The organism is Streptomyces sp. NPDC058683, assembly GCF_042716195.1.
In the GTDB taxonomy this organism is placed as follows: domain Bacteria; phylum Actinomycetota; class Actinomycetes; order Streptomycetales; family Streptomycetaceae; genus Streptomyces.
The window spans coordinates 51,164-76,408 of record NZ_JBHXSK010000036.1 but is presented as its reverse complement, the minus strand read 5'-3'; the positions used below and the strand labels follow the sequence as shown (position 1 = coordinate 76,408).

Sequence of the window (25,245 nt, the reverse complement as noted above, 5' to 3'; positions counted from 1 at the left end):
TCCGCCGCGCTCAAATCCTCGGCGGCCGCGCCTCGTACGGCGTGGACAGCACCACCGTCGTCCGCGTCGACACCCCCGCCAGGCCGCGCAGCCGGGCCAGCAGCTCCTCCAGCTCGTGCGGGGTCGCCACCCGTACCTTGAGGATGTAGTTCTCGTCGCCCGCCACGCTGTGGCACGCCTCGATCTCGGGGACGCCGGCCAGCCGGTCCGCGATGTCGTCGGGGGCGCTGGGGTCGAACGGTTTGACCGAGATGAACGCCGTCATGGGCAGCCCGACGGCCTCCGGGTCGACGACCGCGGCATAGCCGCGGATGACGCCGCGCTGTTCCAGCCGACGCACCCGCTGGTGCACGGCCGACGTGGAAAGGCCCGTGGCCTTGCCCAGGTCGGTGTAGCTCATCCGCCCGTCCTTGACGAGCAGCTGCACGATTTGACGGTCCAGCTCCTCCATGGCGCAAAAGCTACAGTGCGGCTGATCTCCTGGGATACCTCGGCGACGCAGGTCATGGCCGGTTCGTGATGTCACGGGGCGCAGGTTGTGAGCCTGCTGAGGGACAAAACCACCGCACCGGGCACCTGCGGGCGGCATGTGACGAACGCCACAGCCCCCGGGCAGGGTCCGTGATGCTCTCGTGATTACCGCCGAGACCGGACGGGAAGTGCTTGCTGTGGTCGAGGCCGCAGTGCCGTCACGGCCCAGCCCGAGGGGGAGTTACCCATGCAGAGTCTTAAGCGCCCTGGTCGTACCACGTCCAAGCGCCCTCAGTTGGTTGTCGAGCCCGAGCCGGAGGGCGTCGAACCCGACCTCTACGAGGCCGAGGAACTGGACGCGTACGACACTTTCGAGATGTACCGGGTGGTCTGCCCGGACTGCGCGCAGCCCATCGCCCTGCTGGCGGACGAGGAGTTCCTGCCGGAGCACGCGCTGTGCGCCTCGCCGTGGAACCCGTTCGGTCTGACGGTCTGTGCCGGTACGGGCCGTGCGGCGGCCGAGGCCCCGTCCGCGGACGAGTCGGTCGAGCCGCAGGAGCAGGACACCGCCCTCCTGCTCACCCTCCCGCAGGGTCTGGACTGGCGGACGCAGCCCTTCTCGCACGTCGGCGGCCCGGGCTCGCGCCCGATGCGCGTACCGACGATGCGCCGCCTCGGCGGCAGTGACCTCGGCCGTCAGGCCGCCTGAGTCACCGCACCGCTTCCCAGTAGCCGCCCTGCACCATGGCGCGCAGACTGCCGTGGTGCAGGATCAGTGTGTCCGGATCCGCCGGGACGGCGACCTCACCGAAGTACACCTGCCGGTAGGCGATGCGCAGCATGACGATCGCGTGCCGCAGGGCGGCGTACAGGGTGTAGAAGTCCATGTCCCGAGGGGTGTGGCCGGTCAGCCGGGCGTAGCGGGCCTCGACGCGGTCGCGGCGCAGGAACCCGGGCAGTCCCGGCTGTCCGGAGGCGGCCGTGAGGTCCTGGAAGAAGCGGTGCAGATAGACGGTCCAGCCGAGGTCCACCTCGCGCGGGGCCGGTGCCGCCATCTCCCAGTCGAGGACGGCGACGGGGTCGAAGCCGTCGTAGACGACGTTCCCGATGCGTGCGTCGCCCCAGTTGAGGACCGGTGTGCCGGGCTCGCCCGGCCACAGCTCCGCAAGCCGGTCGAACGCGGCCTCGATCAGGGGTGAGCGGGCGAGTCCGTCCACCACCCAGTCGTAGTAGGCGCGTTGGGACTCGACATGCCGGCGCAGGGTGTCGCCCTCCCCGGGAAGGGCGAGGAACTCCGTCTCGGTGAGCGGGACCTGGTCGTGCAGCCGGGCCAACAGGCCGACGGACGCCGCTTCGAGCCGCTCACGTTCGGCATCGCTCGCCGAGTGCAGCCAATTCCCCTCGTACGTATAGGGCATGACGTCGGGCGGGACGCGGCCCTCGGCCCGTTCCATGACGAAGAAGGGCGCGCCGAGCGGTCCGGGGTCCTCCTCCAGCCACAGGACGCGGGGCACCGGCACATCCGTGTGTTCGGCGACCAGCCGCATGGTGCGGTACTGCCGGGTGAGGTCGTACGACGGGAAGACGGTGTACGCCGACGGGTCCGCCGCCAGTCGCAACGCGCAGGCGCGCAGCGGCGGGTGGGGGTGCTCGACCTCGAACAGCAGGGTCTCGCTGGACATGCCGTTGGTAGCGGGGACCGTGACGCCGACGGCCTTGGCGCCGGGGAGCCGGGCGTCCAGCCAGGCGGTCAGCCGGCGAGTGAGGTCCTCCGGGTCGCGGGTGGTGGTGCGTGGGCGCGGTGTCGTCGTCATCCCGGCCTCCTCCCTCAGGGCGCCACCGAGTCGAAGCCGGTGAAGCCGCTCGGATCGTGTCTGCCGAACGAGCCGTGCTCGAAGATGCCGTGGCCGACCCGGCCGTCCAGCCGGAAGCGGGCGGAGTGGTCGGTGACGCCGTAGGCCGCGCGGGGGTGGGGCGCGGTCATGTCGTAGGTACGGCGGTCCACCCAGGCGCGGCCCTGCCAGGTGCCGTGCTGCCAGTCGTCCGACGGTGGGTAGCCGGCGCCGATCGCGAGCGGTGAGGAGGCGAGGATCTCCACCTCCAGCTCCTGGGGTTTGCGCGGGTCGCCTAGGTGGACGACGGCGTGCTGCGGGTGGCGGGTGCCGGAGCGGTAGCCGATCTCGGCCCGGGGCCAGCCGAGTTGACGGTCGCGGCGGCCGGGGCGGACCAGGGTGGCGTCGTTCAGGGTGCGGTAACCGTCGGCGTCCTCCTGGAGGACGACCATCAGGAAGCGGTCCTCGAAGCGGACCGGGCACCAGATCCAGTGGAAGCCCTCGGTCGGGTTCTCCTCGGCGAGCCGCCCGCCCTCCTCCCCCGGTATCGGGCGGACGCCCCAGCTGCGGTCCCGGGTGCCGGTCCAGCCGGCGGGGTCGACGCGGAACTCCTCGCCGCCGGCCCGGATCACCCCGGACACTCCCCCGGCCTGCACGAACCTGCGGCCCTCCAAGGTCAGCCGGTCGCCCCGGCGTTGCAGGTGGTGCGGCTCCCACAGGGCCGGGAAGCCGGCGGTCCAGGTGAGGTCGCAGGAGAGCGCGTCGTCGTCGCAGGTGAGGCGGAAGCGCCGGAGCGGCTCCTCGACCTCGATGCGCAGCGGGCCGACCGCCAGCCGCATCCGGTCCTCGCCGAGGACGTCCGAGGCGCGTACCGCGTGCAGGGTGTCGCCGGCGCGCAGGGTGGCGTAGGCGTCGATCACTCCGACGTTCGGGTAGACGCCGAGGCCGAGGATGAGCAGGGCGCGGCCGTTGTGGTCGAAGACGTGGAAGATGCAGCGGTCGTAGGCGTTCCGGTCCCCGGTGGCGACGTGCTTCATGGAGAGCGGGACCTGGTGCACCGGATACTCGTCGAGCGGTACGGGACGGTCGTCGGCCATGGCGGGCCTCCCCGGAGGCTGGAGACGGTCCGGCTGACGGTACGTCAGAAAACAGGGAGAGGCCAGATCCGGGAGCGGACGTCCACGAACTCACGCGCGATTCGGGGCATCGGTGACCAGGGCGGCCGCCCCCGCGTTGGCCGGGCATGACGACCACCTACACCGCCCTCGGCCGTCAGCGCCGTATCTTCGTGCCCCCGCCCGCGGCATCGGCTCCGCCTCCCGCGCCGCAGGATCCGCCGATCTACCGCGATCTGATGCGGACCTGGGCCGACCGGGGCCGCACCCTGCCGGGCCGCCATGACCCGGAGTGGGTCAGGCTGGCGGCCCCGACGGTCTCACGCGGACAGTTCAGCGACTTTCCGGTCCCGCCACATGACGGGCGATGACCATCCGCTGGATCTGGTTGGTGCCCTCGACGATCTGCAGGACCTTGGCCTCGCGCATATAGCGCTCGACCGGGAAGTCCGCGGTGTAGCCGTAGCCGCCGAGTATCTGGACGGCGTCGGTGGTCACCTTCATCGCGGTGTCGGTGCAGTGCAGCTTGGCCATGGCGGCCTGCTTGGCGAACGGCCGGCCCGCGTCGCGCAGCCGGGCCGCCGCGAGGTAGAGGGCCCGGCCGGCCTCGATCTGGGTGGCCATGTCGGCGATCATGAAGCGCAGGCCCTGGAAGTCGGAGATGGGGTGGCCGAACTGCCGCCGTCCGGTGGCATAGGCGACCGCTTCGTCCAGGGCCGCCTGGGCGAGGCCGATGGCGCAGGCGGCGATGCCGAGCCGGCCGGAGTCCAGTGCGGACAGGGCGATGGCGAAGCCCTGGCCCTCCTCGCCGAGCCGCCGCTCGTCCGGGACCCGGACGTCGTCGAAGTGGACCTGGGCGGTGGGCGAGCCCTTCATGCCCATCTTCTTCTCGGGCACCGCGCCGCTCAGGCCCTCGGCGTCACCGGGGACCAGGAAGGCGGTGATCCCGTGCGAGCCCTCCCCGCCCGTGCGGGCCATGACGGTGTAGAAGTCGGCGATGCCGCCGTGCGTGATCCAGGCCTTGGTGCCGTTGATCACCCAGCCGTCACCGTCCCTGACCGCCTTCGTGCGCAGGGAGGCCGCGTCCGAGCCGGAGGCCGGTTCGGACAGGCAGTAGGCGCCGAGCAGACCGCCGCCGAGTAGCGCGGACAGGTGCTCGACCTGCTGCTGCTTGGTGCCGTAGGCGGCGAGCGCGTAGCTCGCCAGGGTGTGCACGCTGACGCCGAGGCCGACGGTGAGACGGGCCGCGGCCAGCTCCTCCAGGACCTGGAGGTAGACCTCGTAGGGCTGGTCGCCGCCGCCGTACTCGGAGTCGTACGGCAGGCCGAGCAGGCCTGATGCGGAGAGCAGGGTGAAGACCTCGCGCGGGAAGCGTCCGGCGTCCTCCTCCTCGGCCGCCTGGGGCGCGATCTCGCGCTGGGCGATCTCCCGGACGAGCGAGATCAGGTCCCTCGCCTCTTCCGTGGGCAGCTGACGCTCCACCGGCTGCGGGTCGCGGTCGGACATGGCGTCGGTCTCCTCCCTGTCGGGCACCGGCGGTCACCGCCCGTCGGGTAGGGGCGGCTCCGCCTGTCGTTCGAGTGCGGCCGCGGTCGGCGTTCCGGGTCACGGAAGCTGCTGACCAGCGGCTGCGCAGTGAGTATGCCCGATCCGGGACCTTCCGTCACCAGTTAACGACCGCTTACTTCTCGAATTCCAGGACAACATCCGGCCGCCCCCAAATTGGTCCGAACCATTGACCCGACTGGTCTAGTCCTCCTAAGGTTCATGACCAACGCTTTACCGCGTTCATGCCAATCGGCGCGCGTTCCCCTCTCCCCCAGGAGGAGACACCCGATGCACACCTCTCACCGCTCCCGGTTCCGGGCGCTGCTCTCCGCGGTCTGTTGTGCCGTCCTAGGCGCCGGGCTGCTGGCCGGCGCGGGCACGGCGTCCGCAGCGGCCCCGTCCGCCCCGTCCGCTCCCCAGGTGAAGGCCGGCTCCAAGGTCGTCGGCTACTTCACGGAATGGGGTACCTACGACCGCAAGTACCTGGTCAAGAACGTCGAGACCTCCGGCTCGGCCGCGAAGCTCACCCACATCAACTACGCCTTCGGCAATGTCACCGGCGGCAAGTGCGCCGTGGGCGACTCCTACGCGGCCACCGACCGTACCTACACCGCCGCCGAGTCCGTGGACGGCGTCGCCGACACCTGGGACCAGCCGCTGCGCGGCAACTTCAACCAGCTGCTGAAGCTGAAGAAGAAGCACCCGAACCTCAAGATCCTCTGGTCCTTCGGCGGCTGGACCTGGTCGAGCGGCTTCGGCGAGGCCGCCAGGAACCCGGCCGCCTTCGCCCAGTCCTGCTACGACCTGGTGAAGAACTCCAAGTGGTCCGGTGTCTTCGACGGCATCGACATCGACTGGGAGTACCCGAACGCCTGCGGCAACACCTGTGACACCAGCGGCCGGGACGCGTTCAAGAACGTGATGGCGGCCCTGCGCTCGAAGTTCGGGAGCAGTGCGCTGGTCACGGCCGCGATCACCGCCGACGCGACCAGCGGCGGCAAGATCGACGCGGCGGACTACGCGGGCGCGGCACAGTACGTCGACTGGTACAACCCGATGACGTACGACTACTTCGGCGCCTGGGCCACGACCGGTCCGACGGCCCCGCACTCACCGCTGAACTCCTACTCCGGCATCCCGACGGCGAACTACTACACCTCGGCGACCATCGCCAAGCTCAGGGGCCTCGGCATCCCGGCGGCCAAGCTGCTGCTCGGCATCGGCTTCTACGGCCGCGGCTGGACCGGCGTCACCCAGGCGGCCCCCGGCGGCACGGCGACCGGCCCGGCGGCGGGGACGTACGAGCAGGGCATCGACGACTACAAGGTGCTCAAGACCAAGTGCCCGGCGACCGGCACCGTGGCCGGCACGGCGTACGCCAAGTGCGGGAGCAACTGGTGGAGTTACGACACTCCGGCGACCATCGCGACCAAGATGACCTACAAGAACCAGCAGGGCCTGGGCGGCACGTTCTTCTGGGAGCTGAGCGGCGACACCTCGGGCGGTGAGCTGATCAAGGCCATCAACTGACCCCGGTCACGGGGGGCTTGGGGCGGGGGTTCCACGAGACCTCCGCCCCTTGTACGTGTCAGGCGTCCCGGCGGGCCGGGACGGGGGCGCGGTAGGCGGGGTCCAGTTCCTCGATCGCGCGCATGGTGCCGCCGAGCGTCTTGACCAGCAGGTCGCGCATGGTGTCACGGGAGAGTTCGGAGTGGGCGATCCAGTCGAGGGTGGCACCCTCCACGCTGCACAGCCAGGAGAGCAGGCCCATCCTGGCGAGCGGGGCGATGTCGGTGCGGCCGTAGGCGCCTTCGGCGATGGTCGCGACCATCGCCTCGCGCACCCCGTCCCGGATGGAGTGCACCTCGGTGTCGAAGCCGACGCCGCCGCTGACGATCGTGCGGTACGCGGCCTGGTGGTGCTCGGCGTAGCGCAGATAGCTGTCGATGGTGCGGTGGACGCGGTCCACCTGAGGCAGGTCCAGGCCGCTCGCCGCGTAGGTGACCAGGTCGGCGACGGAGTCCTGGATGATCGCCAGGTAGTAGCCGCGCTTGGACTGGAAGTAGTAGTAGATCAGCCCTTTGGCGACATGCGCCTGCCTGGCGATGTCGTCCATGGAGAGCGCGTCGTACGAAGTGTCGGCGAACAACTTCCGGCCGATGGCGATGAGTTCGGCACGGCGGGCCACGGAGCGCTCGGTGCCGCGCGCCCGGGGACGGGCGGCGGCACGTTGTTGACTAATATTCAATTTAGACCCTGGTCTCAGCGGGCTGCGGGACATCCGCAGTATGCCAGGTCGGATAGTGGGTCAGGTCACAGCAGCCCGAGTTGGGTCACCAGCATGGCGATGACCACGACAAGGGCCCATCCCATGACGTGTTCCAGGACCTTCGGGCCGTCGTCCTTGGGGCCGCCGGTGCGAGCGCGGGCGGCGGTGGTGGTGTGCGTGGTCATGTCGTCCACCATGCCACCGATTGCGGCTTTTGCGGCGGAGAGCTTGGTCACAGCAGAGCGGCCCCCGGGTCCGTACGGGGGCCGCCGTCGTGCCCGGTCAGCGCACGCCGACCGCCGCGAGCGCCTTGAGCTGGCTCGCGGTCGGGCAGGCGGGGAAGTACAGGTAGCAGACGCCTCCGGTGCCGGAGGCGACCTTGCCACTGGCGTTGTACCGCTTGGTGCGCAGCCAGATGTTCTCGAACTCCCGCCGCCGATAGACCCGGCGGACCGCGGCGTCGTCGGCCGAGAACGGGTCGTTGGCGATCACGTCGCCGTCCGCGGTGAAGCCGATCACCGTCATGAGGTGCCCCGAGGTGCCGTAACCGGCGCCCGTCAGCTCGCTCTCCAGGAACGACTGGGACGTTATGGCCGGGATGCCGGCCGCGATCAGCGTCTCCAGGTCGGTGAGCGAGCCGAGTCGCGTTATCACGCCCTGGAGGTCCTTGTAGGTGGCCGCGTAGGCGGCGTTGAACGGCCAGTTGCCGCAGCCCGCGTACTGGTAGTCGTAGGTGTGGCGGGCCGCGAGGCAGACCTGGGGGTCGGTGTACGCCGGGTCGACCCAGGCCAGTTGCGCGGGGGTGGGCCGGCCACCCCAGTACTCGACGATCATCTGCGAGGAGGTCGGGCTGCACCAGGCCTCGCCGCCGTTGTCGTACTCGGGGTACTGGCCCTTGTGGATCTCCTGCGAGTAGCGCGGGACCTTGAGCTCCCGGGCCGGGCCCGGAGTGGAGGCCGGGACGGTGAAGCGGTCCGGGATGTCCGAGCCCATGGCGCCGATCCGCCAGACGGTCGGGGTGAGCTTGGTGCCGGGCTTGCGGTAGAGGGTCAGGCGCAGCTGGTACGAGGCCAGACGCAGGCCGGTGGTGGCGTCGTCGATGGCGAAGGTGTCCGTCCAGATGCTGCTCCTGCCGTCCGTCTGGCCGTCCACCGAGGTCCGTCGGATGTCCTGGTCGCCGGCCGCCCAGCGGCCCATCACGTACCAGGGGGTCGCGGTGCCGTCGGAGTAGGTGCCGTGCAGTTCGACCTGGATCCAGGTGCCGGCCGGGGTGTCCGCGTTCCAGGAGGCGATGGTCTCGGTGGCGGGCACGGTGAGCTGGTGCACCGGCCCGGTCCAGGTGCCGTACTCCCAGCGGGCGGTGGTGCCGGTGTGGGGGTCGGTGTAGGAGGTGGTGCCGGCGGGGGTGCCGATCACCACGCCGGGGCGGCTCCCGGCGACCGCCCCGACGCCCTGGGAGGTGCCGGTCTCCCAGTCGCCGTAGGTGGTCCACGAGCAGTAGTCGACGGGACGGGTCCGGGCCCGGCCGGCGTCCTCGGTGTCGGTCTCCGGCGCCGCGGCCGCGGGGACCGCCGGGACCACTCCCTGGGCCACGGCGGCCGCCGCGACGGAGGCGGCGACGGCCAGGACTGTTCTGCGGGACGGCTGTTCGGCTCTGCTCATGGGTGGAAGACCCCCAGGTGGGCACGGAACTGCTGGTCCGGTGCGGGACTGTGCGCCAACTATGGAGCAGGCTGCATGCCCCTGCCAGCACTTCCGCCCATGCCACGCCCACCAATATTGGTCTTGTCCACTGAAAGGACCCCGGCGCCCTTCGCCGGGGCCTCCTTCACCGCCGTCAGACGAGGTCCATCGCGGCCACCTCGTCGGGGCGGCCGTAGCTGACCGGGCCCTGGAAGCGGCGGCGGGCGGTGGCGAACCACCAGACCGTGGCCACGACCAGGACGACGGCCAGGGCGATCGGCGCGTAGTTGAAGGTGTCGACGGTGATCGGTGAGGCCTGCGGCAGCATGAACAGGACGCTGCTCAGCAGGATCCAGGTCACCGCCAGCCAGCCGACCGGCCTGCTCCACCGGCCCAGGTTCCACGGCCCCGGCTGGAACTCGTCGCCGAGGCGCAGCCGCAGGAACACCGGCACGGCGTAGGCGAGGAAGAGTCCGACGACGTTGACGCTCACGATCGCGGTGAACGCCGTGTGCGACCACCAGCCCGGCACGACCAGGGCGAGGGAACAGGCCACCGCCAGCCACACGGCCTTGACGGGGGTACGGGTGCGCGGCGAGACCGAGTGCCACAGGCGGGAGCCGGGCATGGCGCCGTCACGGGAGAAGGCGAAGATCTGCCGGGTGTTGCTGGTGAGGTTGGCGAGGCCGCAGAAGAGCATGGCGCCGATGACGACGAGCAGCATCGCCTTGGCCCAGCCCATGCCGAGTCCGTCGATGAGAATCTGGACGGGCGGCGCGGAAGAGCTCGCCACCTTGTCGTAGTCACCGATGCTGTACACCAGCGCGAGCATCAGGACGAGGCCCGTGATCGCCGAATAGCCGATCGAGCGGATGATCCCCCTGGGGGCGTTCACGGTCGCCCGGACCGTTTCCTCGGACATGTGGAAGCTGCCGTCGAAGCCGGTGAAGGTCCAGCTGGTGACCAGCAGGCCGAGCATGCCGCCGTAAAGGCCGTTGGTGAAGCCGGTGTTGTTCACGAAATGCGTCACGAAGGACGCCGACTGATGGTGGTCCGGCATCACGATCAGTGTGCTCACGATCACCACGAGTCCGATCAGCAGCCACCACACGGAAATCCGGTTCAGCAGGGCGACGAGCTGCACGGTGTAGGTGTTGGCGAGCCCCTGGACCACGATGATCACGGCCGTGATCAGAACGGTCTGGTGGGCGGTCGGGGTGTACGAGGGCCACTGCAGGGCGATGAAGGCCTGGATGAAGGTGGCGGCCGCGTATCCGGTGGCCGCCGTGCCGCCGATCTGGCCCACGAAGTTCAGCCAGCCCGTGTACCAGGACCAGGCGCCCTTGTGCCGCTTGGCGAGCTTACCGGCGGAGAAATACAGCGCGCCGCTCGTCGGATAGGCGGAGGCGACTTCCGCCATGGCGGCGCCGATGCACAGCACCATCACGCAGACACCGATCCAGCCGAACACGAGAATGCGAGGGCCGCCCGCGTTCATACCGAATCCGAAGGACGAGAAAATACCCGAGAGGATATTGATGATGGTGAAGGAGATCGCGAAATTGTCGAACGCCTGGAATCGGCGGGTGAGTTTCCGCGGATAACCCATCGCGTGCAGGGTCGCGTCGTCGTCGTCGCGGGTGACGGGGTCCGCTGTGCGTTCTGACACTTGCCGGCCTTTCTCTCTATGAGGGTCTCTCTACGAGGGGATGGGCAGGCCGCAGGCGCGGCGGGCCCGGGAGAGCTGCTCGACGGGCTCGCCGAAGACGCTCCAGGGCATCCGTGAGGCGTACCGCCCCATGGCCGTGAAGACCGCCCGGGCCTCGAACTCACGCTGGGCCATGACCAGCGCGTGCGCGAGGTAGGCCAGGTCGAGCACCGGGGTGAAGCGGTATCCGGCCACCGCGGGCAGCCAGTTGTGGTAGATCGACAGCGCCGTTGCGCGCCACTGCGGCTGCTCCCAGACCCGCTCGGCGAGCAGCTGGGTGGGGTTGTGGCTCTCCACCAGCGCGACCAGGGGCAACAGCCGTATCGCCGAGTCCGCGGGGGCCCGCTGGGCGAGGAAGGCGGCGACGTCCCAGGCGGCGTTGACCGAGCCCCCGTGGCGGGTGAAGAAGAAGGACAGGAAGCGGTGGTGGGCCTCACGGTGCCAGGGGTCGAGGGCGAGGGTGTGCGCGAACAGCCGCCAGGGGCCGGGCGGCGAGGTCAGCAGACCGCTCGGGGCGCGGTCGTGCGGGCGGTGCAGCCGGGCCATGGCCAGCTTGGCCGCCCAGGGGGTGGGGTCAGCGGGGTCGGTGACGGAGGCCCGGTCGCAGGCGGCGAGGGCGATCCGCTCCAGCGCCTCGGTGCGCTCGTCACGGGCGTCGGCCGCCCGGATCGCCCGCTGCACGGCCACCCGGGCCCACATCAGCGCGGACTCGGGGCTCGGCTCCTCGGCCAGCCAGCGCTCCACCAGATCGGTGCCGGCCGCCTCGGAGGCCAGGACCAGGGAGCGGTGGGCGCGCAGGGCGAAGTCGGTGCGTGTCTCGGCCAGGGCCTCGCGGGCGCTGCGATATCTCCCGGCGCGCACATCCACGCACACGCTCGCGAGCAAGCGGTCATCGGCCGCCGGATGCCATACGTACTGCCCCTCGAATAACTCCGCGGCCATCTTCCCCTGTCCGTCCCCGTTCGACGCATTGCAGTCGCGCACAAAGCACCCTACTCAGCGGCGGGCGCACCGTGAACGTCCGATTTCGACATATCGGTCAGCGGGTCGGAAATATTGGCGGGGTCGCTGGAGAACGGCTCGAAATTTGTTCAAGCCGCTACTTTTCCGAGGCCGTAAACGCCCGCTATGCGCCGCACTACTAGAATGTTTCGGGAAAACACCCCACACCACGCGACACCACACCACACCTCAGCACACCTCGGGAATCGTCATTCACCGTCTCGCCTCCGCGCTCCAGGGCCTGCCGCCCTCCTGCGGCCCGGTCCGTCTCGTCGGCGTCGACGGGCACGCCGGCTCCGGAAAGACCACCTTCGCCGGGCGCTTGGCCACCGCGCTGGGCGGGGCGCCGGTGCTCCACCTCGACGACATCGCCAGCCACGAGGAGCTGTTCGCCTGGACCGGCCGGCTGCTGACCCAGGTGATCGAGCCACTCGGCCGCGGCGAGACCGCCCACTACGCGCCCTACGACTGGCGCGCCCGCACCTTCGGCCCGCCCCGCCCGCTGCCGCCCGCCCCGGTGATCCTCGTCGAGGGCGTCGGCGCCGGCCGGCGGGCGCTGCGCCCGTTCCTGGCGCGGCTGCTGTGGATGGAGGTGCCACGGGAGGAGTCCTGGACCCGGGGCAGACTGCGGGACGGCACGGAACAGCGGGAGTTCTGGGTCGAATGGGTCCGGTCGGAACGGGCACACTTCGCCGAGGACCCCTCAAGGCCGTACTCCGACCTTCTGGTAACACAGTCGCAGAAGGGGTACGAGGTGCTCCCGGGGCCGGTGAAAACCGTTGGACCGGACCAGACGGTCACCCACCGTGAGGGACCGTCGGCAGTGTGCTGAACTCGTGAAGAGGCGCCCGTAAGAAGTTGCCTCAGTACCTCAACTCGGCTTGACCCAAGGGCCGTACAGGACTTACGTTCTGAATGTGCGGCCCCTGGGAGCCGCCCCACAGACGCGAAGCCCCCGGTTGTTCCCCCGTGATCGGGGGCTTCGTTCTGCCCTTTACCCCTTTTGTGTGCGCCGCGTGCGCTTCCTTGCTCACCCTCGGTCACCGAGCGGCGCCCGCCCGATCTGCTCCCACCTCGCCAAACGGCCTGTGCGGCACCCTTCGGCGGGCAGTGGAACCGCAGGTACGATGCCCTCGGTGCGACCATCGAACGGCTGCTTCGCGCATCTGCAACTCCGGTCCGCGGCACAGCGGTTCGACCAACGGCGGCCATCGGGGGGAGCCCGGGGGCCAACCACGGGGGCACGGTTTGTGGGGGACGTGATGGATTTCGGCACGCAGGGCCTAGAGGCCCCGGCCGACCTCGCCTGGCTGCGAGGCGTGGACGCCTACACGATGGGCGCCTATCCGCAGGCGGAGGAGGAGTTCCGCGCCGCGGTACGGATGGATCCCGGGATGGCCGACGGCTGGCTCGGGCTGCACGCGCTGCGCGTCGACACGACGACCGCGCTGCTGAGAATGTTCCGGCACCGGGACCGCTTCGGCGAACAGCGCGCCCGGCACCGCCGGGCGCTCAACTCCTGGTACTGGCTGGGCTGGTGGGTGCAGCCGGTGCTGGAGAACCCGCGCGATCTCCTGCTCGCCCACGCCTCGCACTGGCTGGACGGCCGGCACGTCCCGGAACTCGACCGGGCCCTCGCCGGACTGCCGCCCGTGGACGCCGACCCCCAGGTCCGCTTCCTGCACGCCTGCCGGGCCTACCTGGTCAAGGACTGGGAGCAGCTGGTCCGGCACACCGACCCGCTCCTCGACGATGCCATGCTCGGCATCGAGGCAGGGCTCTTCGGCGGCATGGCCCGGGTCCGCCTCGAGATGTACGGCCAGGCCGAACCGCTGCTCTCGGCGGCGCTGATGCGCTGCCGCAGCGAGCAGCCGCAGCGCAAGGAGCTGCGCTACTGGCTGGCGCGGGCACACGAGGGCACCGGGCGCAGCGCCGCCGCGCTCCCCCTCTACCGGGCCGTGCACCGGGTCGACCCCGCGTTCATGGACACCTCGGCACGGCTGGCCGCGATCGCCGAGGGCGACGGATACGACGACAGCGCCGACCTCGCGGCGATCACGCTCATCGGCGCCGGGCAGGACGTCGTGGACGGGCCGGACCTGCTCGACCCGCTCTTCGGCACGGAGGGCCGCGATCTGCGGTTCGGGGAGTCCGAGCCGCCGGCCGGGGCGATGCCCTCGGTGGTCGATCCGGCGGTGCGCGAGAAGGTCGTACCCTCGCCTCCGCTGCCGGCCGGGCCGACCGACCCCGCGCTGCTCGAGGAGGCGCTCGCCGAGCTGGAGCGCATGGTCGGGCTTGAGCCCGTGAAGCGGCAGGTCAAGGCGCTGTCCGCGCAGCTGAACATGGCCCGGCTGCGGGCCGGGCAGGGGCTGCCGGTGCAGCCGCCGAAACGCCACTTCGTCTTCTCCGGCCCGTCGGGCACCGGGAAGACCACGGTCGCCCGGATTCTCGGGCGGGTGTTCTACGCACTCGGCCTGTTGGGCGGGGACCACCTGGTGGAGGCCCAGCGGGCCGATCTGGTGGGCGAGTACCTCGGCCAGACCGCCGTGAAGGCGAACGAGCTGATCGACTCCGCGATCGGCGGGGTGCTGTTCGTGGACGAGGCGTACTCGCTGTCCAACTCCGGCTACGGCAAGGGGGACGCCTACGGCGACGAGGCGTTGCAGGTGCTGCTGAAGCGGGCCGAGGACAACCGCGACCACCTGGTGGTGATCCTGGCCGGCTACCCGGAGGGCATGGACCGGCTGCTGGCCGCCAACCCCGGGCTCTCCTCCCGCTTCACGACCCGCGTGGACTTTCCCTCCTACCGCCCCCTTGAGCTGACCTCGATCGGCGAGGTGCTGGCCACGGAGAACGGTGACGCCTGGGACGAGGAGGCGCTGGAGGAGCTGCGGTCGATCGCCGGGCACGTGGTCGACCAGGGATGGATCGACGAGCTGGGCAACGGACGGTTCCTGCGGACGCTGTACGAGAAGAGCTGCGCCTACCGGGATCTGCGGTTGTCGGTGTATCCCGGGGCGCTGTCGCGGGACGACCTGGCCACGTTACGGCTGCCGGACCTGATGCAGGCGTACGGGGAGGTGCTGTCGGGGCGGGGACCGCAGGATCCGGCCGGTATGTAGGTGCGGGTTTCGTCCGCCACCGCGACCGCCACCGCCCACGCACCGCCCGCCCGGCGTGCGCTGCCGGGTCCTGGTACTCCGTGGCCGGCAGCGGGCCGGGGACGCGCTCGCTTCGCTTGTGACGGCGGCCGCCACAACACCCCTGGAACGGCATCGGTTTCCCGGACCGGCCTGAACCCGTGCTCGACGGAACCGTCGGCGAGCGCCCGCGGGATGGGCATCGGACAGGTCTTCGGTCACAGTGGACGTACTCGGTCTAGGGGGATGCCGTGGTGGCGGAAGAAGGACCGGTGCCGGAGCCCGGTCTGTTCGAGCTGGAAACCGTCGTGGTGGGGCAGCCGAAGCGGTCATGGTGGCGCAGATACACGGGGCCCGATCTGGTCCTGTCCACCATGACGGGGACCCCGCTCGGCCAGGTCACGTACACCGACGACACGCACTTCGTCCTCACCGCGACGTCCGGCGAGTTCATCGTCCGTATCGAGCAGTTCGGACCGGGGTCGTTCCGCTTCATCGACGCCGCGGACCGGGAGGTCGGCACCGTCGATGATGCCCGTGGACTCGTCAAGGCCCGCCGACTGGACCTCCGGACGGAGCGGGGACGCCGGCTCCTCCTCACCCGGCCGGGTCTCCTGTACTCCGAATGGCATCTCACCGAGACCGATCCGGAAGGGGGCCCGGCGCCGGAGATCCTCGGCCGGGTCACGGCGAGCACCGTCGACTCGTGGATCGGGTTGCAGCAGTACGTGGTCGAAGCGGACCCCCGCCTGGACGCCTCCGATCGGCGAACCCTCGTCAGCTCGGTCGTCTGTCTGCACCTGCTCCGCCGGCCTCCGGGCGACAACGCCACGCCGATGTGAGCCGGGCCCCGCCGCCGCGGCCGGGGCATACCTGCCCGAGCGGGCCGGGATCCCGGCCGCTCCCGTCCGCTGTCACCGGGTACGAAGCGGGAGCGGTCGTCGGCGGTGGGGCGTCGGCACCTGACGGCAGCCCGCGGCCCGCCATCGGTGCCTCCGGGGGACGGCGAGGTGCGGTGCCCCCGGTGGGACGCGGGAACCGCGGGGAACCGCGTGGCCGGCCGTCGCCGGGACGCAGTTCCCCGTGATGCTCAGCCCACCGCCACTTCCTCCGGCTCGTCGCTGGCCCGGGGCTCGGGCGGCATGGTCGGCCGTTCCTCCCGGTGTGCCGGGTCCGTCACCTCGCCCACCAGCAGTTCCAGCACGTCCTCCAGTGCCGCCAGCCCCAGGACCCTGCCATGGGCGTCGGCCACCTGGGCGAGGTGCGTCGCCGCTCGGCGCATCACCGTCAGCGCGTCGTCCAGGGGCAGCTCGGCCCGTAGCGTCGTCATCGGGCGCCATATCTGCTGCGGCACCGCCCGGTCCGAGTCCTCCAGGTCGAGCACGTCCTTCACATGCACGTAGCCCATGAACGCACCGGACTCGGCGGCGACCGGGAAGCGGGAGTACCCGGTGCGGGCGGTGAGTTCCACGATCTGGCCCGGGGTGACCGATGGGGGGACCGTGATCAGGGACTCGCGTCGCAGGAGTACGTCCGTCACCGGGCGGGAGCCCAGTTCCAGCGCGTCCTCCAGCCGCTCCCGCTCCTCGGGGTCGAGGAGGCCCGCCTGGCCGGAGTCCTCGAGCAGCCGGTTGAGCTGCTCGCTGGTGACGACGGCCTCGACCTCGTCCTTCGGCTCCACCCGGAACAGTTTCAGGATGGCCTGGGCACAGGCACCCAGGGCGACCGTGATCGGCCGGCACACGCGGGCGAACGCCACCAGGCCGGGGCTCAGCCACAGCGCCGCCTTCTCGGGGGCCGCCATCGCCAGGTTCTTCGGCACCATCTCGCCGATGACGAGGTGGAAGAAGACGACTCCGGCCAGCGCGATCACATAGCCCAGCGGGTGGATCACGCCCTCGGGCAGGTGTACCGCCTCGAACACCGGCTCCAGCAGATGCGCCACGGTCGGCTCGGCCACCGCGCCCAGCGTCAGCGAGCAGACGGTGATGCCGAACTGGGCCGCGGCCATCATCTGCGGGAGGCGTTCCAGGCCGTAGAGGACCTGGCGTGCCCTGGCCGTGCCCAGCGGTTCGATCTGGCTGCGGCGGACCGAGACCAGCGCGAACTCCGCGCCCACGAAGAAGCCGTTGGTGAGCACCAGCAGGGCGGCGAAGACCAGTTGGAGGACGCTCATCGGACGGCCTCCGCGACGGCGGGGGCGGTGCGGACCAGGCGGACCCGCTCGGCGCGGTAGTGACCGACCCGGCGGACCGACAGCCGCCAGCCGGGCAGCTCGGCCCGGTCGCCGGGCGCCGGGATCCGGCCGAGGAGGTCGGCGACCAGGCCGGCGACCGTCTCGTACGGGCCCTCGGGCACGTCGAGGCCTATCCGCTGGAGGATGTCGACGCGGACACTGCCGTCGACGTCCCAGGCGGGCTTGCCGTCCTGCGACGGGGCCGCCGCGAGTTCCGGTGCGTCCGGGCTGTCGTGCTCGTCGCGGACCTCGCCGACGAGCTCCTCGACGATGTCCTCCAGGGTGACCACCCCGGCCGTACCGCCGTACTCGTCGACGACGACCGCGATGGGCTGCTCGGAGCGGAGCCGGGCGAGCAGCGGCTGGACCGGGAGGGTCTCGGGGACCAGCAGCGCCTTGCGGGCGATGCGGCCGACGGGGGTGCGCAGCCGGTCGTGGACCGAGACCGCCAGGGCGTCCTTGAGGTGGGCCATGCCGACGATCTCGTCGATCTTCTCCCGGTAGACCGGGAAGCGGGACAGGCCGGTGGCCCGGGTGAGGTTGACCACGTCCTCGGCGGTCGCCGAGTCCTGGAGCGCGCTGACCTTCACTCGGGGGGTCATGACGTGCTGCGCGGTCAGCTCGCCCAGGGACAGGGTGCGGACGAACAGGTCGGCCGTGTCCTGCTCCAGCGCGCCGGCCTGCGCGGAGTGCCGGGCCAGCGAGACCAGCTCGCCCGGGGTGCGGGCGGAGGCCAGCTCCTCGGCGGGTTCGACGCCCAAGGCGCGGACGAGCCGGTTGGCGACCGTGTTCAGCGCGGCGATGACCGGGCGGAACAGGCGCGAGAAGCGGGCTTGCGGGCCGGCGACGAAGCGCGCGACCTGGAGCGGCTTGGAGACCGCCCAGTTCTTGGGCACGAGTTCGCCGATCACCATCTGGATCGCCGAGGCGAGCAGCATGCCGACGACGACCGAGATACCGGAGACGGCGCCCTCGGGGAGGCCGATCGCGGTGAACGGGCCACGCAGCAGCTCGGCCAGTGCCGGTTCGGCGAGCATGCCGACGACCAGGGAGGTGATGGTGATGCCGAGCTGGGTGCCGGAGAGCTGGAAGGACAGTTCCTTCAGCGATTCGACGACCGTGCCGGCGCGTTTGTCGCCGTCGGCGGCGGCCTTCTCGGCCTCGGGTCGCTCCACGGTCACCAGGCCGAACTCGGCGGCCACGAAGAAGCCGTTGGCGAGGATGAGCAGGAACGCGGCTGCCAGGAGCAGCAGGGGGGTGGTCATGATGCCGCCGCCTCCGATTCGTCACGGACCCCGAATCGGGAGTCCGCGGTATGTCGGGAGGGGGCGGCGCAGGTACTACAGGACGATCCGTCCATCGCCGGAGAGGGTCACTCCTCGGGTAGCAGGAACCCCTGTGCGCCGGGCGCGCGACAGGGGCGGAGGCGGGACGTGAAAAGCCTCCGCCAACAGATTAATCAAGACAGGGCCCACTACGGCAGGGTGGACGACCCCGAGGTGGCCCCGAAGTTGCGTGATTTCAGCCCTGGTGCTGATCGGGGTCGTGGATCGCGTGGGCCTCGGCGAGGGCCCGCAGGGCCTTGGCGTCGGCGATGGCGCGCTGCTTGGCGATGCCCGGCTGGATGCCGAGCGCGGGCAGGCTGGTGCCGTCGCTGAGGTTCAGGAACACCCACGGGTCACCCGGTCGGAGGTTCACCTGGAGGATCTCCGCCCAGTCCAGACGCCGCTTGCTGGCGATGTTGACGACGGTGACCCCGGACTCGTCGGCGACCACCTTGACCCGGGCCAGCTGGGCCAGCACCCAGAAGATCAGCGCGCCGGTGATGACGAAGCTGAGCTGCTCCCCCGGGCCGAGCTGCTCCAGGAGCAGCGCGACCCCGGAGATGGTGGCGAAGATGGCGACGCCCGCGGTGAGCAGGATCACGCGGGTGTGGCCCGGCCGGAAGGTGACGGGAAGGGAAGGAAGTTCGGACATCTCTCGCGGGCGTTTCAGAGGCGGCAGGCGTGGATGGCCGTGGTCAGGATGGCGCGGGCGCCGATGTCGTACAGGTCGTCCATGATCCGCTGCGCGTCCTTGGTGGGGACCATGGCGCGGACGGCGACCCAGCCCTCGTTGTGCAGCGGGGAGACGGTCGGGGACTCCAGGCCCGGGGTGAGCGCGACGGCCTTCTCCAGCTGCTCGACCCGGCAGTCGTAGTCCATCATCACGTACGTCCGGGCGACCAGGACGCCCTGGAGGCGGCGCAGGAACTGCTGGACCTTGGGTTCCTCGATGTCGGCGCCGGCCCGGCGGATCACGATCGCCTCGGAGGTCATGATCGGCTCGCCGAAGACCTCCAGGCCGGCGTTGCGCAGCGAGGTGCCGGTCTCGACGACGTCGGCGATGACCTCGGCGACACCGAGTTCGATGGCGGTCTCGACGGCGCCGTCCAGGTGGACGACGGAGGCGTCGACGCCGCTGTCGGCGAGGTGCTTGGCGACGATGCCCTCGTAGGAGGTGGCGACCGTCTTGCCCTTCAGGTCCGCCAGACCGTCGGCCGCGCCGGGCCTGGAGGCGAAGCGGAAGGTGGAGCGGGCGAAGCCGAGCGCGAGGATCTCCTCGGCGTGGGCGCCGGAGTCCACGAGCAGGTCACGGCCGGTGATGCCGATGTCGAGGCGGCCGGAGGAGACGTAGATCGCGATGTCCCGGGGGCGCAGGTAGAAGAGCTCGACGTCGTTGACCGGGTCGACGATGCGGAGTTCCTTGGACTCCCGGCGCTGCCGGTAGCCGGCCTCATGCAGCATGTCCGCCGCAGGTCCTGAGAGGGAACCCTTGTTGGGGACGGCGATGCGCAGCATGAGGTCGGCTTCCTTTGCTCGAAAGGGGAGGTTTGTCGGAAAAAGTTCTACAGGTGGGCGTAGACGTCGTCCAGCGAGATTCCGCGGGCGACCATCATCACCTGGACGTGGTAGAGCAGCTGCGAGATCTCCTCGGCGGCCGCTTCCTTGCCCTCGTACTCGGCGGCCATCCAGACCTCGGCGGCCTCTTCGACGACCTTCTTGCCGATGGCATGGACCCCCTTCCCGACCAGCTCGGCGGTGCGGGACGTGGCGGGGTCGCCGTGGGCGGCCTTGTGCTGGAGCTCGGTGAAGAGCTCCTCGAAAGTCTTGTTGGACATGGTGAGCGCCAGACTACGCCAACTGCCGCGTCGCTCAGTGCCAGGGTTCAGATACTGAGCGGAGGGTGGCCGCCGTCGCCACCGCCGCCGTCACCGCCTCGTGGCCCTTGTCCTCGTTGGAGCCCTCCAGGCCGGCCCGGTCCAGGGCCTGCTCCTCGTTGTCGCAGGTGAGCAGGCCGAAGCCGACCGGGACGCCGGTCTCGACGGAGACCTGGGTGAGGCCCTGGGTGACGCCCTGGCACACGTACTCGAAGTGGGGGGTCCCGCCGCGGATGACGACGCCGAGGGCGACCACCGCGTCGTAGCCGCGGCCGGCGAGGGCCTTGGCGGCGACCGGGAGCTCCCAGCTGCCGGGGACCCGCAGCAGGGTCGGCTCGTCGATCCCCAGGTCACGCAGGGCGCGCAGGGCGCCGTCCACCAGACCGTCCATCACCTTCACGTGCCACTGGGCCGCGATGACGGCGACCCGCAGGTCGCTGACATTGCGTACGGACAACTCCGGTGCACCCTTGCCGCTCACGTCTCTCCTCAGTGCTGTTTCTTTACTGGTTGCCGCAACCGGACACCGCAGGGGTGTCCAGCCAGGGCAGGTCGTGGCCCATCCGGTCCCGCTTGGTGCGCAGGTAGCGGAGGTTGTGCTCGCCCGCCTGTACGGGCATCGGCTCCCGGCCGGTGACCTTGAGGCCATGGCTGAGCAGCGCGTCGGTCTTGTCGGGGTTGTTGGTCATCAGCCGGACTCCGCGGACGCCGAGGTCGGTGAGGATCTGGGCGCCGGCGGCGTAGTCGCGGGCGTCGGCCGGCAGGCCGAGTTCCAGGTTGGCGTCGAGGGTGTCCCGGCCGCGCTCCTGGAGTTCGTACGCGCGCAGCTTGGACAGCAGCCCGATGCCGCGTCCCTCGTGTCCGCGCAGGTAGACGACGACACCCCGGCCCTCGTCCTGGATGCGCTCCAGGGCGGCGTCGAGCTGGGGGCCGCAGTCGCAGCGGGCGGAGCCGAAGATGTCTCCGGTGAGGCACTCGGAGTGGACCCGGACCAGGACGTCCTCGCCGTCGCCGATCTCGCCGTGGACGAGGGCGACATGCTCGACGCCGTCGGTGGTGGAGCGGTAGCCGTACGCCGTGAACGTCCCGTGCTTGGTGGGCAGGTTGACCTCGGCCTCGCGACGGACGGTGGGCTCGGCGGAGCGCCGGTAGGTGATCAGGTCCGCGATGGAGATGATCGTCAGGCCGTGCTTGCGGGCGAACGGGATCAGCTCGGGGAGGCGGAGCATCCGGCCGTCCTCGCCGGCGATCTCCACGATGGCGCCGGCCGGGCGCAGGCCCGCGAGGCGGGCGAGGTCGACGGCGGCCTCGGTGTGGCCATTGCGGACCAGGACGCCACCGGGCCGGGCGCGCAGCGGGAAGACGTGGCCGGGGCGGACCAGGTCCGTCGGCTCGGCCTGGCCGCTCGCCAGCAGCCGGAGCGTGGTGGCGCGGTCGGCGGCCGAGATGCCGGTGGTGACGCCGTGCGCGCCGGAGGCGTCCACGGAGACGGTGAACGCGGTCTTCATCGACTCGGTGTTGTCACCGACCATCTGCGGCAGGTCGAGCCGGTCCAGCTCCTCGCCCTCCATGGGGGCGCAGATCAGGCCGCGGCACTCGCTCATCATGAAGGCGACGATCTCGGGGGTGATCTTCTCGGCGGCGATGACGAGGTCGCCCTCGTTCTCGCGGTCCTCGTCGTCGACGACCACGATCGGCCGGCCGGCCGCGATGTCGGCGATGGCCTGCTCGACCGGGTCGAGGGTGAGGTCCTCGACGCCGTCGGTGCTGTACAGGATCGGTGCCGCGGTCATGCGGGTGCCCCTTCCAGAGCGGGCCGCGAGCCCTGGCGGGAGCGCAGCCACCAGTCGCGCATGCCCCACAGGACGAGCGCGCCGTAGATGACGTAGACGAAGCCGGAGAAGGCGTAGCCGTTGGCGAAGTTGAGGGGGACGCCGACCAGGTCGACCAGGAGCCAGGCGATCCAGAACTCGACCATGCCGCGGGCCTGGGCGTACATGGCCACGACGGTGCCGACGAAGATGTAGGCGTCCGGCCAGGGGTCCCAGGACAGGGACGGGTAGGCCTTGAAGAACACGGCGACGGCGACGGTGCCGACGGCCGCGGCGGCGACCATCGCGCCGCGTTCGCGCCAGGTGGCGAACCGGGGGGTGATATGACCGTCACCGCCGTCTTCGGCCCGACCCCTGTTGCGGTTCCACTGCCACCAGCCGTACAGCGCGACGACCATGACGACGGCCTGCTTGCCGGCGCTGCCGGTGAGATGGCCGTAGAAGGCGCCGAAGAGGATGAGGCCGGAGGCGAACTGGACCGGCCAGCTCCACAGGTTGCGGCGCCAGCCGAGGGCGAGAGCGGCCAGGCCGAGGATGTTGCCGATCATGTCCGACCAGAGGATGTGCTGGCCGAACAGGACGAAGGCCTCGGAGTTCAGCCAGTTCACCGGCCTGCTCCCCGCGTGTTCGCGAGCAGGCGCTCCACGTACTTGGCGACGATGTCGACCTCGAGGTTGACCGGGTCGCCGGGCTGCTTGCGGCCGAGCGTGGTCAGGTCGAGGGTGGTCGGGATGAGGCTGACGGTGAAGTAGTCGGGGCCGGCCTCGACGACGGTGAGGCTGATGCCGTCGACGGTGATGGAGCCCTTCTCGACGACATAGCGGGCGAGGTCGGCGGGGAGCGAGACCTTGACGATCTCCCAGTTCTCGGACGGGGTCCGGGACAGCACCTGACCGGTGCCGTCGACATGGCCCTGCACGATGTGGCCGCCGAGCCGGGAGCCGACGGCGGTGGGGCGCTCCAGGTTGACGCGGGAGCCGACGTCCAGCGCGCCGAGGGAGGAACGCTTGAGGGTCTCCTGCATGACGTCTGCGGTGAACTCGTCGCCCTCGTGCTCCACGACGGTCAGACAGACCCCGTTCACGGCGATGGAGTCGCCGTGCTGTGCGCCCTCGGTCACTACGGGGCCACGGAGCCGGAAACGAGAGGCGTCGCCGAGATTCTCGACGGCGGTGATCTCACCCAGCTCTTCGACGATTCCGGTGAACACTTCCCGGGTCCTCCTGCCTCAACGGGGCACGGACTCCGGGGCCTGTCGACGAACGACAGAAAGGACGGAAGAGCACACCGGGAGCGACGCCGACAAGGTCCCGCCCGTGACGGACGAGACCAGATACGGCGGCGCGCACAGATACATGCTCGCCCGCCGCGCACTGCCTCCCATCCGGACTTTAACCGTCGGTCCAGGAATTTCACCTGGTCAACCGGCCGCTGGAAGCGGACGGGTCGCGGACTGTAACCGCCGGTTCGGACTTTCACCGACCCCGGAGTGCGCTGCTTCTGGTACACGGCCAGTGTGCCACGCCCGAGGGTGGTCCATACAAGGCAACCGTGTGGGCTGCCTCACAGACCGTGTCGCTGGACTTCCCTGACGGGATGTCATGCGCGTGAGCGACGCCCAACGGGCCCTCGGACCAGGCATCTTGACTCGATCCGCAGCTCTTGACCCTACTGGTCTAGTCCATTTATCGTTCGAGCGAGCCCGGCGGCGGTGACGACGGCCCTTGCCCGTCGCCGGGTCACCCACCAGGTCGGTCGGGTCAGCGGTCCCGCGGCGCGAACAGTTCGTCCTGCGCGCGCTCCCGTGCCGTCAGCAGCGCTCCGCGCAGCACCGCCCCGCCGCCGAGGGCACTCGCCCGTACCTCCGTGGCCAACGGCGACATCCGGCGCAGCCGCTCCTCGACGCGGGCGGCGAGCGTGGCGGCGCCGGCCGAGCCGATCTCGCCGCCGAGGACCACGCAGCCGGGGTCCAGGATGGCGACGACGGCGGCGACGCCTACGGCGATGCGGTCGGCGAGGGCGTCGAGGAAGAGGGCAGGGGCTGCCGGGCCGGGTCGGCAGCCGTCTGCGCGAGCGTCGTGGCCGGTCGCGCCCACGCGGCGGTAGTCGCACATCGAATACGGCCCCGCGCCCCTTTGGGGCGCTGACGGGTCGCCGTCGGCTTCACGGCGCTCTGGGAACGCCTCGGTGCCTTCATCCATGCGCCGGACCGCCTCCCTGACCAGGGATGCCGCCGCGGGCTCGGGACCCGTCGACCCGGCCGGTTCCAGCCCGTGTTCCGCGGCCAGTTCGGCGATCGCGGCCGCCCCCACCAGCGAGTGGTAGCCGCCCGCGCAGTCCGTCGCCGACGGCAGTGCGTGCGTGCCCGGTACCGGCAGGAAGCCGATCTCGCCCGTGCCGCCGGAGGCGCCCCGGCGCAGGCTGCCGTCCAGGACGACGGCGGCGCCGCAGCTGTGCCCCAGCCAGAGCAGCACGAAGGTGTCGCGGTCGCGGGCGACGCCCTCCTGCTGCTCGGCGAGGGCGGCCAGGTTGGTCTCGTTCTCGACGCTGACCCGGGCCTCCGGGAACCGCTCCTGGAGGGCGGCGACCAGCCGGCGGTGCCAGGCCGGCAGGCCCGCCGAGTCGCGGAGTTCGCCGCTCGCCGGGTCGATGAGTCCGGGCGCCCCGATGCCGACGGTGTGCAACCGCCCGCCGCCGGCGGCCCCTGCCTCCTTGGCCGTCCGCTCGACCAGCTCCACCGCCTGCTCGACGGCCGCCGCCTCCCCCGCGGCCGCCTGCCCCGCCTCCGGCCCGACCGGCACCGACCCTTCGGCCAGCACCCGCCCCACCAGGTCGGACACCAGCACCGAGACGCTCTCGGTGCGGACGTCCACGGCGGCCAGGCAGGCGCGGTCGGCGACGATGCCGTACAGCCGGGCGTTCGGCCCCCGGCGCTGTTCGCCGGACTCGCCGACCACGGTGATCAGGCCGGACGCGGTGAGCCGTTCCACGAGGTCGGCGACGGTCGGCCGGGACAGCCCGGTCAGCTGTTTCAACTGCCCTGCCGTGAGCGGGCCTTGCTGCTGGAGCAGGGTCAGCGCGAGCCGGTCGTTGATGGCCCGGGCGGTGCTCGGTGATGCGGGCATGACGGGCATCCTCCCAGATCTCCGCGGCTCAGGACGGCCACATCGCTCCCTATCTATCAGGCAGGGTCCCTGATAGTTTACGGCG

24 protein-coding genes and 1 riboswitch are annotated in these 25,245 nt (G+C 70.8%); of the genes, 5 read left to right on the top strand and 19 right to left on the bottom strand.

The annotated features are described in order from the left end of the window. Positions 1-10: 10 nt before the first annotated feature. Positions 11-451 (bottom strand): Lrp/AsnC family transcriptional regulator, encoded by a 441-nt coding sequence (locus tag ACFWXC_RS34135; RefSeq protein WP_053759891.1) that lies wholly within the window; start codon positions 449-451, stop codon positions 11-13. A 267-nt stretch (positions 452-718) separates the two neighbouring features. Between ACFWXC_RS34135 and ACFWXC_RS34130 the strand changes: the two genes are divergently transcribed. Further along, positions 719-1,180, top strand: coding sequence for a hypothetical protein (locus ACFWXC_RS34130; protein ID WP_384484713.1), 462 nt, complete (start codon positions 719-721; stop codon positions 1,178-1,180). Position 1,181: 1 nt separating this feature from the next. Here the strand turns inward: ACFWXC_RS34130 and ACFWXC_RS34125 are convergent, their stop codons facing one another. From ACFWXC_RS34125 to ACFWXC_RS34115, 3 genes are all read right to left on the bottom strand, one after another. Beyond that, on the bottom strand, positions 1,182-2,285 hold the full coding sequence (locus ACFWXC_RS34125) for a phosphotransferase family protein (protein WP_384484711.1): 1,104 nt from the start codon (positions 2,283-2,285) through the stop codon (positions 1,182-1,184). Between the two features lie 14 nt (positions 2,286-2,299). Further along, positions 2,300-3,400: a hypothetical protein gene (locus tag ACFWXC_RS34120; protein WP_384484709.1), complete on the bottom strand. Its 1,101-nt coding sequence runs from the start codon at positions 3,398-3,400 to the stop codon at positions 2,300-2,302. Positions 3,401-3,751: 351 nt separating this feature from the next. Continuing rightward, positions 3,752-4,924, bottom strand: a complete 1,173-nt coding sequence (locus ACFWXC_RS34115) for an acyl-CoA dehydrogenase family protein (RefSeq protein ID WP_384484707.1) — start codon at positions 4,922-4,924, stop codon at positions 3,752-3,754. Positions 4,925-5,254: 330 nt separating this feature from the next. Between ACFWXC_RS34115 and ACFWXC_RS34110 the strand changes: the two genes are divergently transcribed. Beyond that, positions 5,255-6,496, top strand: coding sequence for a glycoside hydrolase family 18 protein (locus ACFWXC_RS34110; RefSeq protein ID WP_384484705.1), 1,242 nt, complete (start codon positions 5,255-5,257; stop codon positions 6,494-6,496). A gap of 58 nt (positions 6,497-6,554) precedes the next feature. On the opposite strand, the gene ACFWXC_RS34105 is transcribed toward ACFWXC_RS34110, so the two are convergent. The 5 genes from ACFWXC_RS34105 to ACFWXC_RS34085 form a co-directional block, all read right to left on the bottom strand. Further along, complete coding sequence (locus ACFWXC_RS34105; protein WP_384484703.1) at positions 6,555-7,214, bottom strand: TetR/AcrR family transcriptional regulator; 660 nt, start codon at positions 7,212-7,214, stop codon at positions 6,555-6,557. A 65-nt stretch (positions 7,215-7,279) separates the two neighbouring features. Then, positions 7,280-7,420, bottom strand: a complete 141-nt coding sequence (locus ACFWXC_RS34100) for an SCO1431 family membrane protein (protein WP_384484701.1) — start codon at positions 7,418-7,420, stop codon at positions 7,280-7,282. A gap of 97 nt (positions 7,421-7,517) precedes the next feature. After that, positions 7,518-8,897 (bottom strand): peptidase C39 family protein, encoded by a 1,380-nt coding sequence (locus tag ACFWXC_RS34095; RefSeq protein ID WP_384484699.1) that lies wholly within the window; start codon positions 8,895-8,897, stop codon positions 7,518-7,520. Between the two features lie 175 nt (positions 8,898-9,072). Then, positions 9,073-10,527 carry an amino acid permease gene (locus ACFWXC_RS34090; RefSeq protein WP_384484799.1) on the bottom strand — a complete coding sequence of 485 codons (1,455 nt, stop codon included), beginning with the start codon at positions 10,525-10,527 and terminating at the stop codon, positions 9,073-9,075. 90 nt (positions 10,528-10,617) lie between these two features. Beyond that, positions 10,618-11,568, bottom strand: a complete 951-nt coding sequence (locus ACFWXC_RS34085; RefSeq protein WP_384484697.1) for a hypothetical protein — start codon at positions 11,566-11,568, stop codon at positions 10,618-10,620. Positions 11,569-11,839: 271 nt separating this feature from the next. Between ACFWXC_RS34085 and ACFWXC_RS34080 the strand changes: the two genes are divergently transcribed. The 3 genes from ACFWXC_RS34080 (at position 11,840) to ACFWXC_RS34070 (ending at position 15,610) form a co-directional block, all read left to right on the top strand. After that, positions 11,840-12,460, top strand: coding sequence for a uridine kinase (locus ACFWXC_RS34080; protein ID WP_384484797.1), 621 nt, complete (start codon positions 11,840-11,842; stop codon positions 12,458-12,460). A gap of 430 nt (positions 12,461-12,890) precedes the next feature. After that, the gene (locus ACFWXC_RS34075) at positions 12,891-14,750 is read left to right on the top strand and encodes an AAA family ATPase (protein WP_384484695.1); all 1,860 of its coding nucleotides are present in this window, start codon (positions 12,891-12,893) and stop codon (positions 14,748-14,750) included. 290 nt (positions 14,751-15,040) lie between these two features. Beyond that, positions 15,041-15,610, top strand: coding sequence for a hypothetical protein (locus ACFWXC_RS34070; RefSeq protein WP_384484692.1), 570 nt, complete (start codon positions 15,041-15,043; stop codon positions 15,608-15,610). A gap of 248 nt (positions 15,611-15,858) precedes the next feature. On the opposite strand, the gene ACFWXC_RS34065 is transcribed toward ACFWXC_RS34070, so the two are convergent. The 10 genes from ACFWXC_RS34065 to ACFWXC_RS34020 form a co-directional block, all read right to left on the bottom strand. Beyond that, a complete protein-coding gene (locus ACFWXC_RS34065; RefSeq protein ID WP_384484690.1) occupies positions 15,859-16,944 on the bottom strand; it encodes a hemolysin family protein in 1,086 nt (361 codons plus the stop codon). Beyond that, entirely contained in the window at positions 16,941-18,269 is a 1,329-nt protein-coding gene (locus ACFWXC_RS34060) for a hemolysin family protein (RefSeq protein WP_384484688.1), read from the bottom strand. Before ACFWXC_RS34060 ends, ACFWXC_RS34065 begins: the two co-directional genes overlap by 4 nt. A 256-nt stretch (positions 18,270-18,525) precedes the next feature. Next, positions 18,526-18,981 (bottom strand): PH domain-containing protein, encoded by a 456-nt coding sequence (locus tag ACFWXC_RS34055; RefSeq protein WP_384484686.1) that lies wholly within the window; start codon positions 18,979-18,981, stop codon positions 18,526-18,528. 14 nt (positions 18,982-18,995) lie between these two features. Further along, entirely contained in the window at positions 18,996-19,844 is an 849-nt protein-coding gene (hisG, locus tag ACFWXC_RS34050) for an ATP phosphoribosyltransferase (protein WP_384484684.1), read from the bottom strand. A gap of 47 nt (positions 19,845-19,891) precedes the next feature. After that, a complete protein-coding gene (locus ACFWXC_RS34045) occupies positions 19,892-20,164 on the bottom strand; it encodes a phosphoribosyl-ATP diphosphatase (protein ID WP_030946750.1) in 273 nt (90 codons plus the stop codon). A 34-nt stretch (positions 20,165-20,198) separates the two neighbouring features. Continuing rightward, positions 20,199-20,684, bottom strand: a complete 486-nt coding sequence (gene ribH, locus ACFWXC_RS34040) for a 6,7-dimethyl-8-ribityllumazine synthase (RefSeq protein ID WP_384484682.1) — start codon at positions 20,682-20,684, stop codon at positions 20,199-20,201. Positions 20,685-20,706: 22 nt separating this feature from the next. Next, positions 20,707-21,996 (bottom strand): bifunctional 3,4-dihydroxy-2-butanone-4-phosphate synthase/GTP cyclohydrolase II, encoded by a 1,290-nt coding sequence (locus tag ACFWXC_RS34035; RefSeq protein WP_384484680.1) that lies wholly within the window; start codon positions 21,994-21,996, stop codon positions 20,707-20,709. After that, the gene (gene pnuC, locus ACFWXC_RS34030; protein WP_384484678.1) at positions 21,993-22,643 is read right to left on the bottom strand and encodes a nicotinamide riboside transporter PnuC; all 651 of its coding nucleotides are present in this window, start codon (positions 22,641-22,643) and stop codon (positions 21,993-21,995) included. Before pnuC ends, ACFWXC_RS34035 begins: the two co-directional genes overlap by 4 nt. Then, positions 22,640-23,245, bottom strand: a complete 606-nt coding sequence (locus tag ACFWXC_RS34025) for a riboflavin synthase (protein WP_384484676.1) — start codon at positions 23,243-23,245, stop codon at positions 22,640-22,642. The genes pnuC and ACFWXC_RS34025 overlap by 4 nt, the downstream gene beginning before the upstream one ends. Positions 23,246-23,401: 156 nt before the next feature. Further along, positions 23,402-23,532: riboswitch (FMN riboswitch) on the bottom strand. 263 nt (positions 23,533-23,795) lie between these two features. Further along, a complete protein-coding gene (locus tag ACFWXC_RS34020) occupies positions 23,796-25,160 on the bottom strand; it encodes an ROK family transcriptional regulator (RefSeq protein WP_384484674.1) in 1,365 nt (454 codons plus the stop codon). Positions 25,161-25,245 lie beyond the last annotated feature (85 nt).

Bases quoted from the DNA above. Each gene is read 5' to 3' on its own strand.
- ACFWXC_RS34135 (WP_053759891.1), bottom strand. From the start codon at position 451: ATGGAGGAGCTGGACCGTCAAATCGTGCAGCTGCTCGTCAAGGACGGG.
- ACFWXC_RS34130 (WP_384484713.1), top strand. From the start codon at position 719: ATGCAGAGTCTTAAGCGCCCTGGTCGTACCACGTCCAAGCGCCCTCAG.
- ACFWXC_RS34125 (WP_384484711.1), bottom strand. From the start codon at position 2,285: ATGACGACGACACCGCGCCCACGCACCACCACCCGCGACCCGGAGGAC.
- ACFWXC_RS34120 (WP_384484709.1), bottom strand. From the start codon at position 3,400: ATGGCCGACGACCGTCCCGTACCGCTCGACGAGTATCCGGTGCACCAG.
- ACFWXC_RS34115 (WP_384484707.1), bottom strand. From the start codon at position 4,924: ATGTCCGACCGCGACCCGCAGCCGGTGGAGCGTCAGCTGCCCACGGAA.
- ACFWXC_RS34110 (WP_384484705.1), top strand. From the start codon at position 5,255: ATGCACACCTCTCACCGCTCCCGGTTCCGGGCGCTGCTCTCCGCGGTC.
- ACFWXC_RS34100 (WP_384484701.1), bottom strand. From the start codon at position 7,420: ATGACCACGCACACCACCACCGCCGCCCGCGCTCGCACCGGCGGCCCC.
- ACFWXC_RS34095 (WP_384484699.1), bottom strand. From the start codon at position 8,897: ATGAGCAGAGCCGAACAGCCGTCCCGCAGAACAGTCCTGGCCGTCGCC.
- ACFWXC_RS34090 (WP_384484799.1), bottom strand. From the start codon at position 10,527: ATGGGTTATCCGCGGAAACTCACCCGCCGATTCCAGGCGTTCGACAAT.
- ACFWXC_RS34085 (WP_384484697.1), bottom strand. From the start codon at position 11,568: ATGGCCGCGGAGTTATTCGAGGGGCAGTACGTATGGCATCCGGCGGCC.
- ACFWXC_RS34075 (WP_384484695.1), top strand. From the start codon at position 12,891: ATGGATTTCGGCACGCAGGGCCTAGAGGCCCCGGCCGACCTCGCCTGG.
- ACFWXC_RS34065 (WP_384484690.1), bottom strand. From the start codon at position 16,944: ATGAGCGTCCTCCAACTGGTCTTCGCCGCCCTGCTGGTGCTCACCAAC.
- ACFWXC_RS34060 (WP_384484688.1), bottom strand. From the start codon at position 18,269: ATGACCACCCCCCTGCTGCTCCTGGCAGCCGCGTTCCTGCTCATCCTC.
- ACFWXC_RS34055 (WP_384484686.1), bottom strand. From the start codon at position 18,981: ATGTCCGAACTTCCTTCCCTTCCCGTCACCTTCCGGCCGGGCCACACC.
- hisG (WP_384484684.1), bottom strand. From the start codon at position 19,844: ATGCTGCGCATCGCCGTCCCCAACAAGGGTTCCCTCTCAGGACCTGCG.
- ACFWXC_RS34045 (WP_030946750.1), bottom strand. From the start codon at position 20,164: ATGTCCAACAAGACTTTCGAGGAGCTCTTCACCGAGCTCCAGCACAAG.
- ACFWXC_RS34035 (WP_384484680.1), bottom strand. From the start codon at position 21,996: ATGACCGCGGCACCGATCCTGTACAGCACCGACGGCGTCGAGGACCTC.
- ACFWXC_RS34020 (WP_384484674.1), bottom strand. From the start codon at position 25,160: ATGCCCGCATCACCGAGCACCGCCCGGGCCATCAACGACCGGCTCGCG.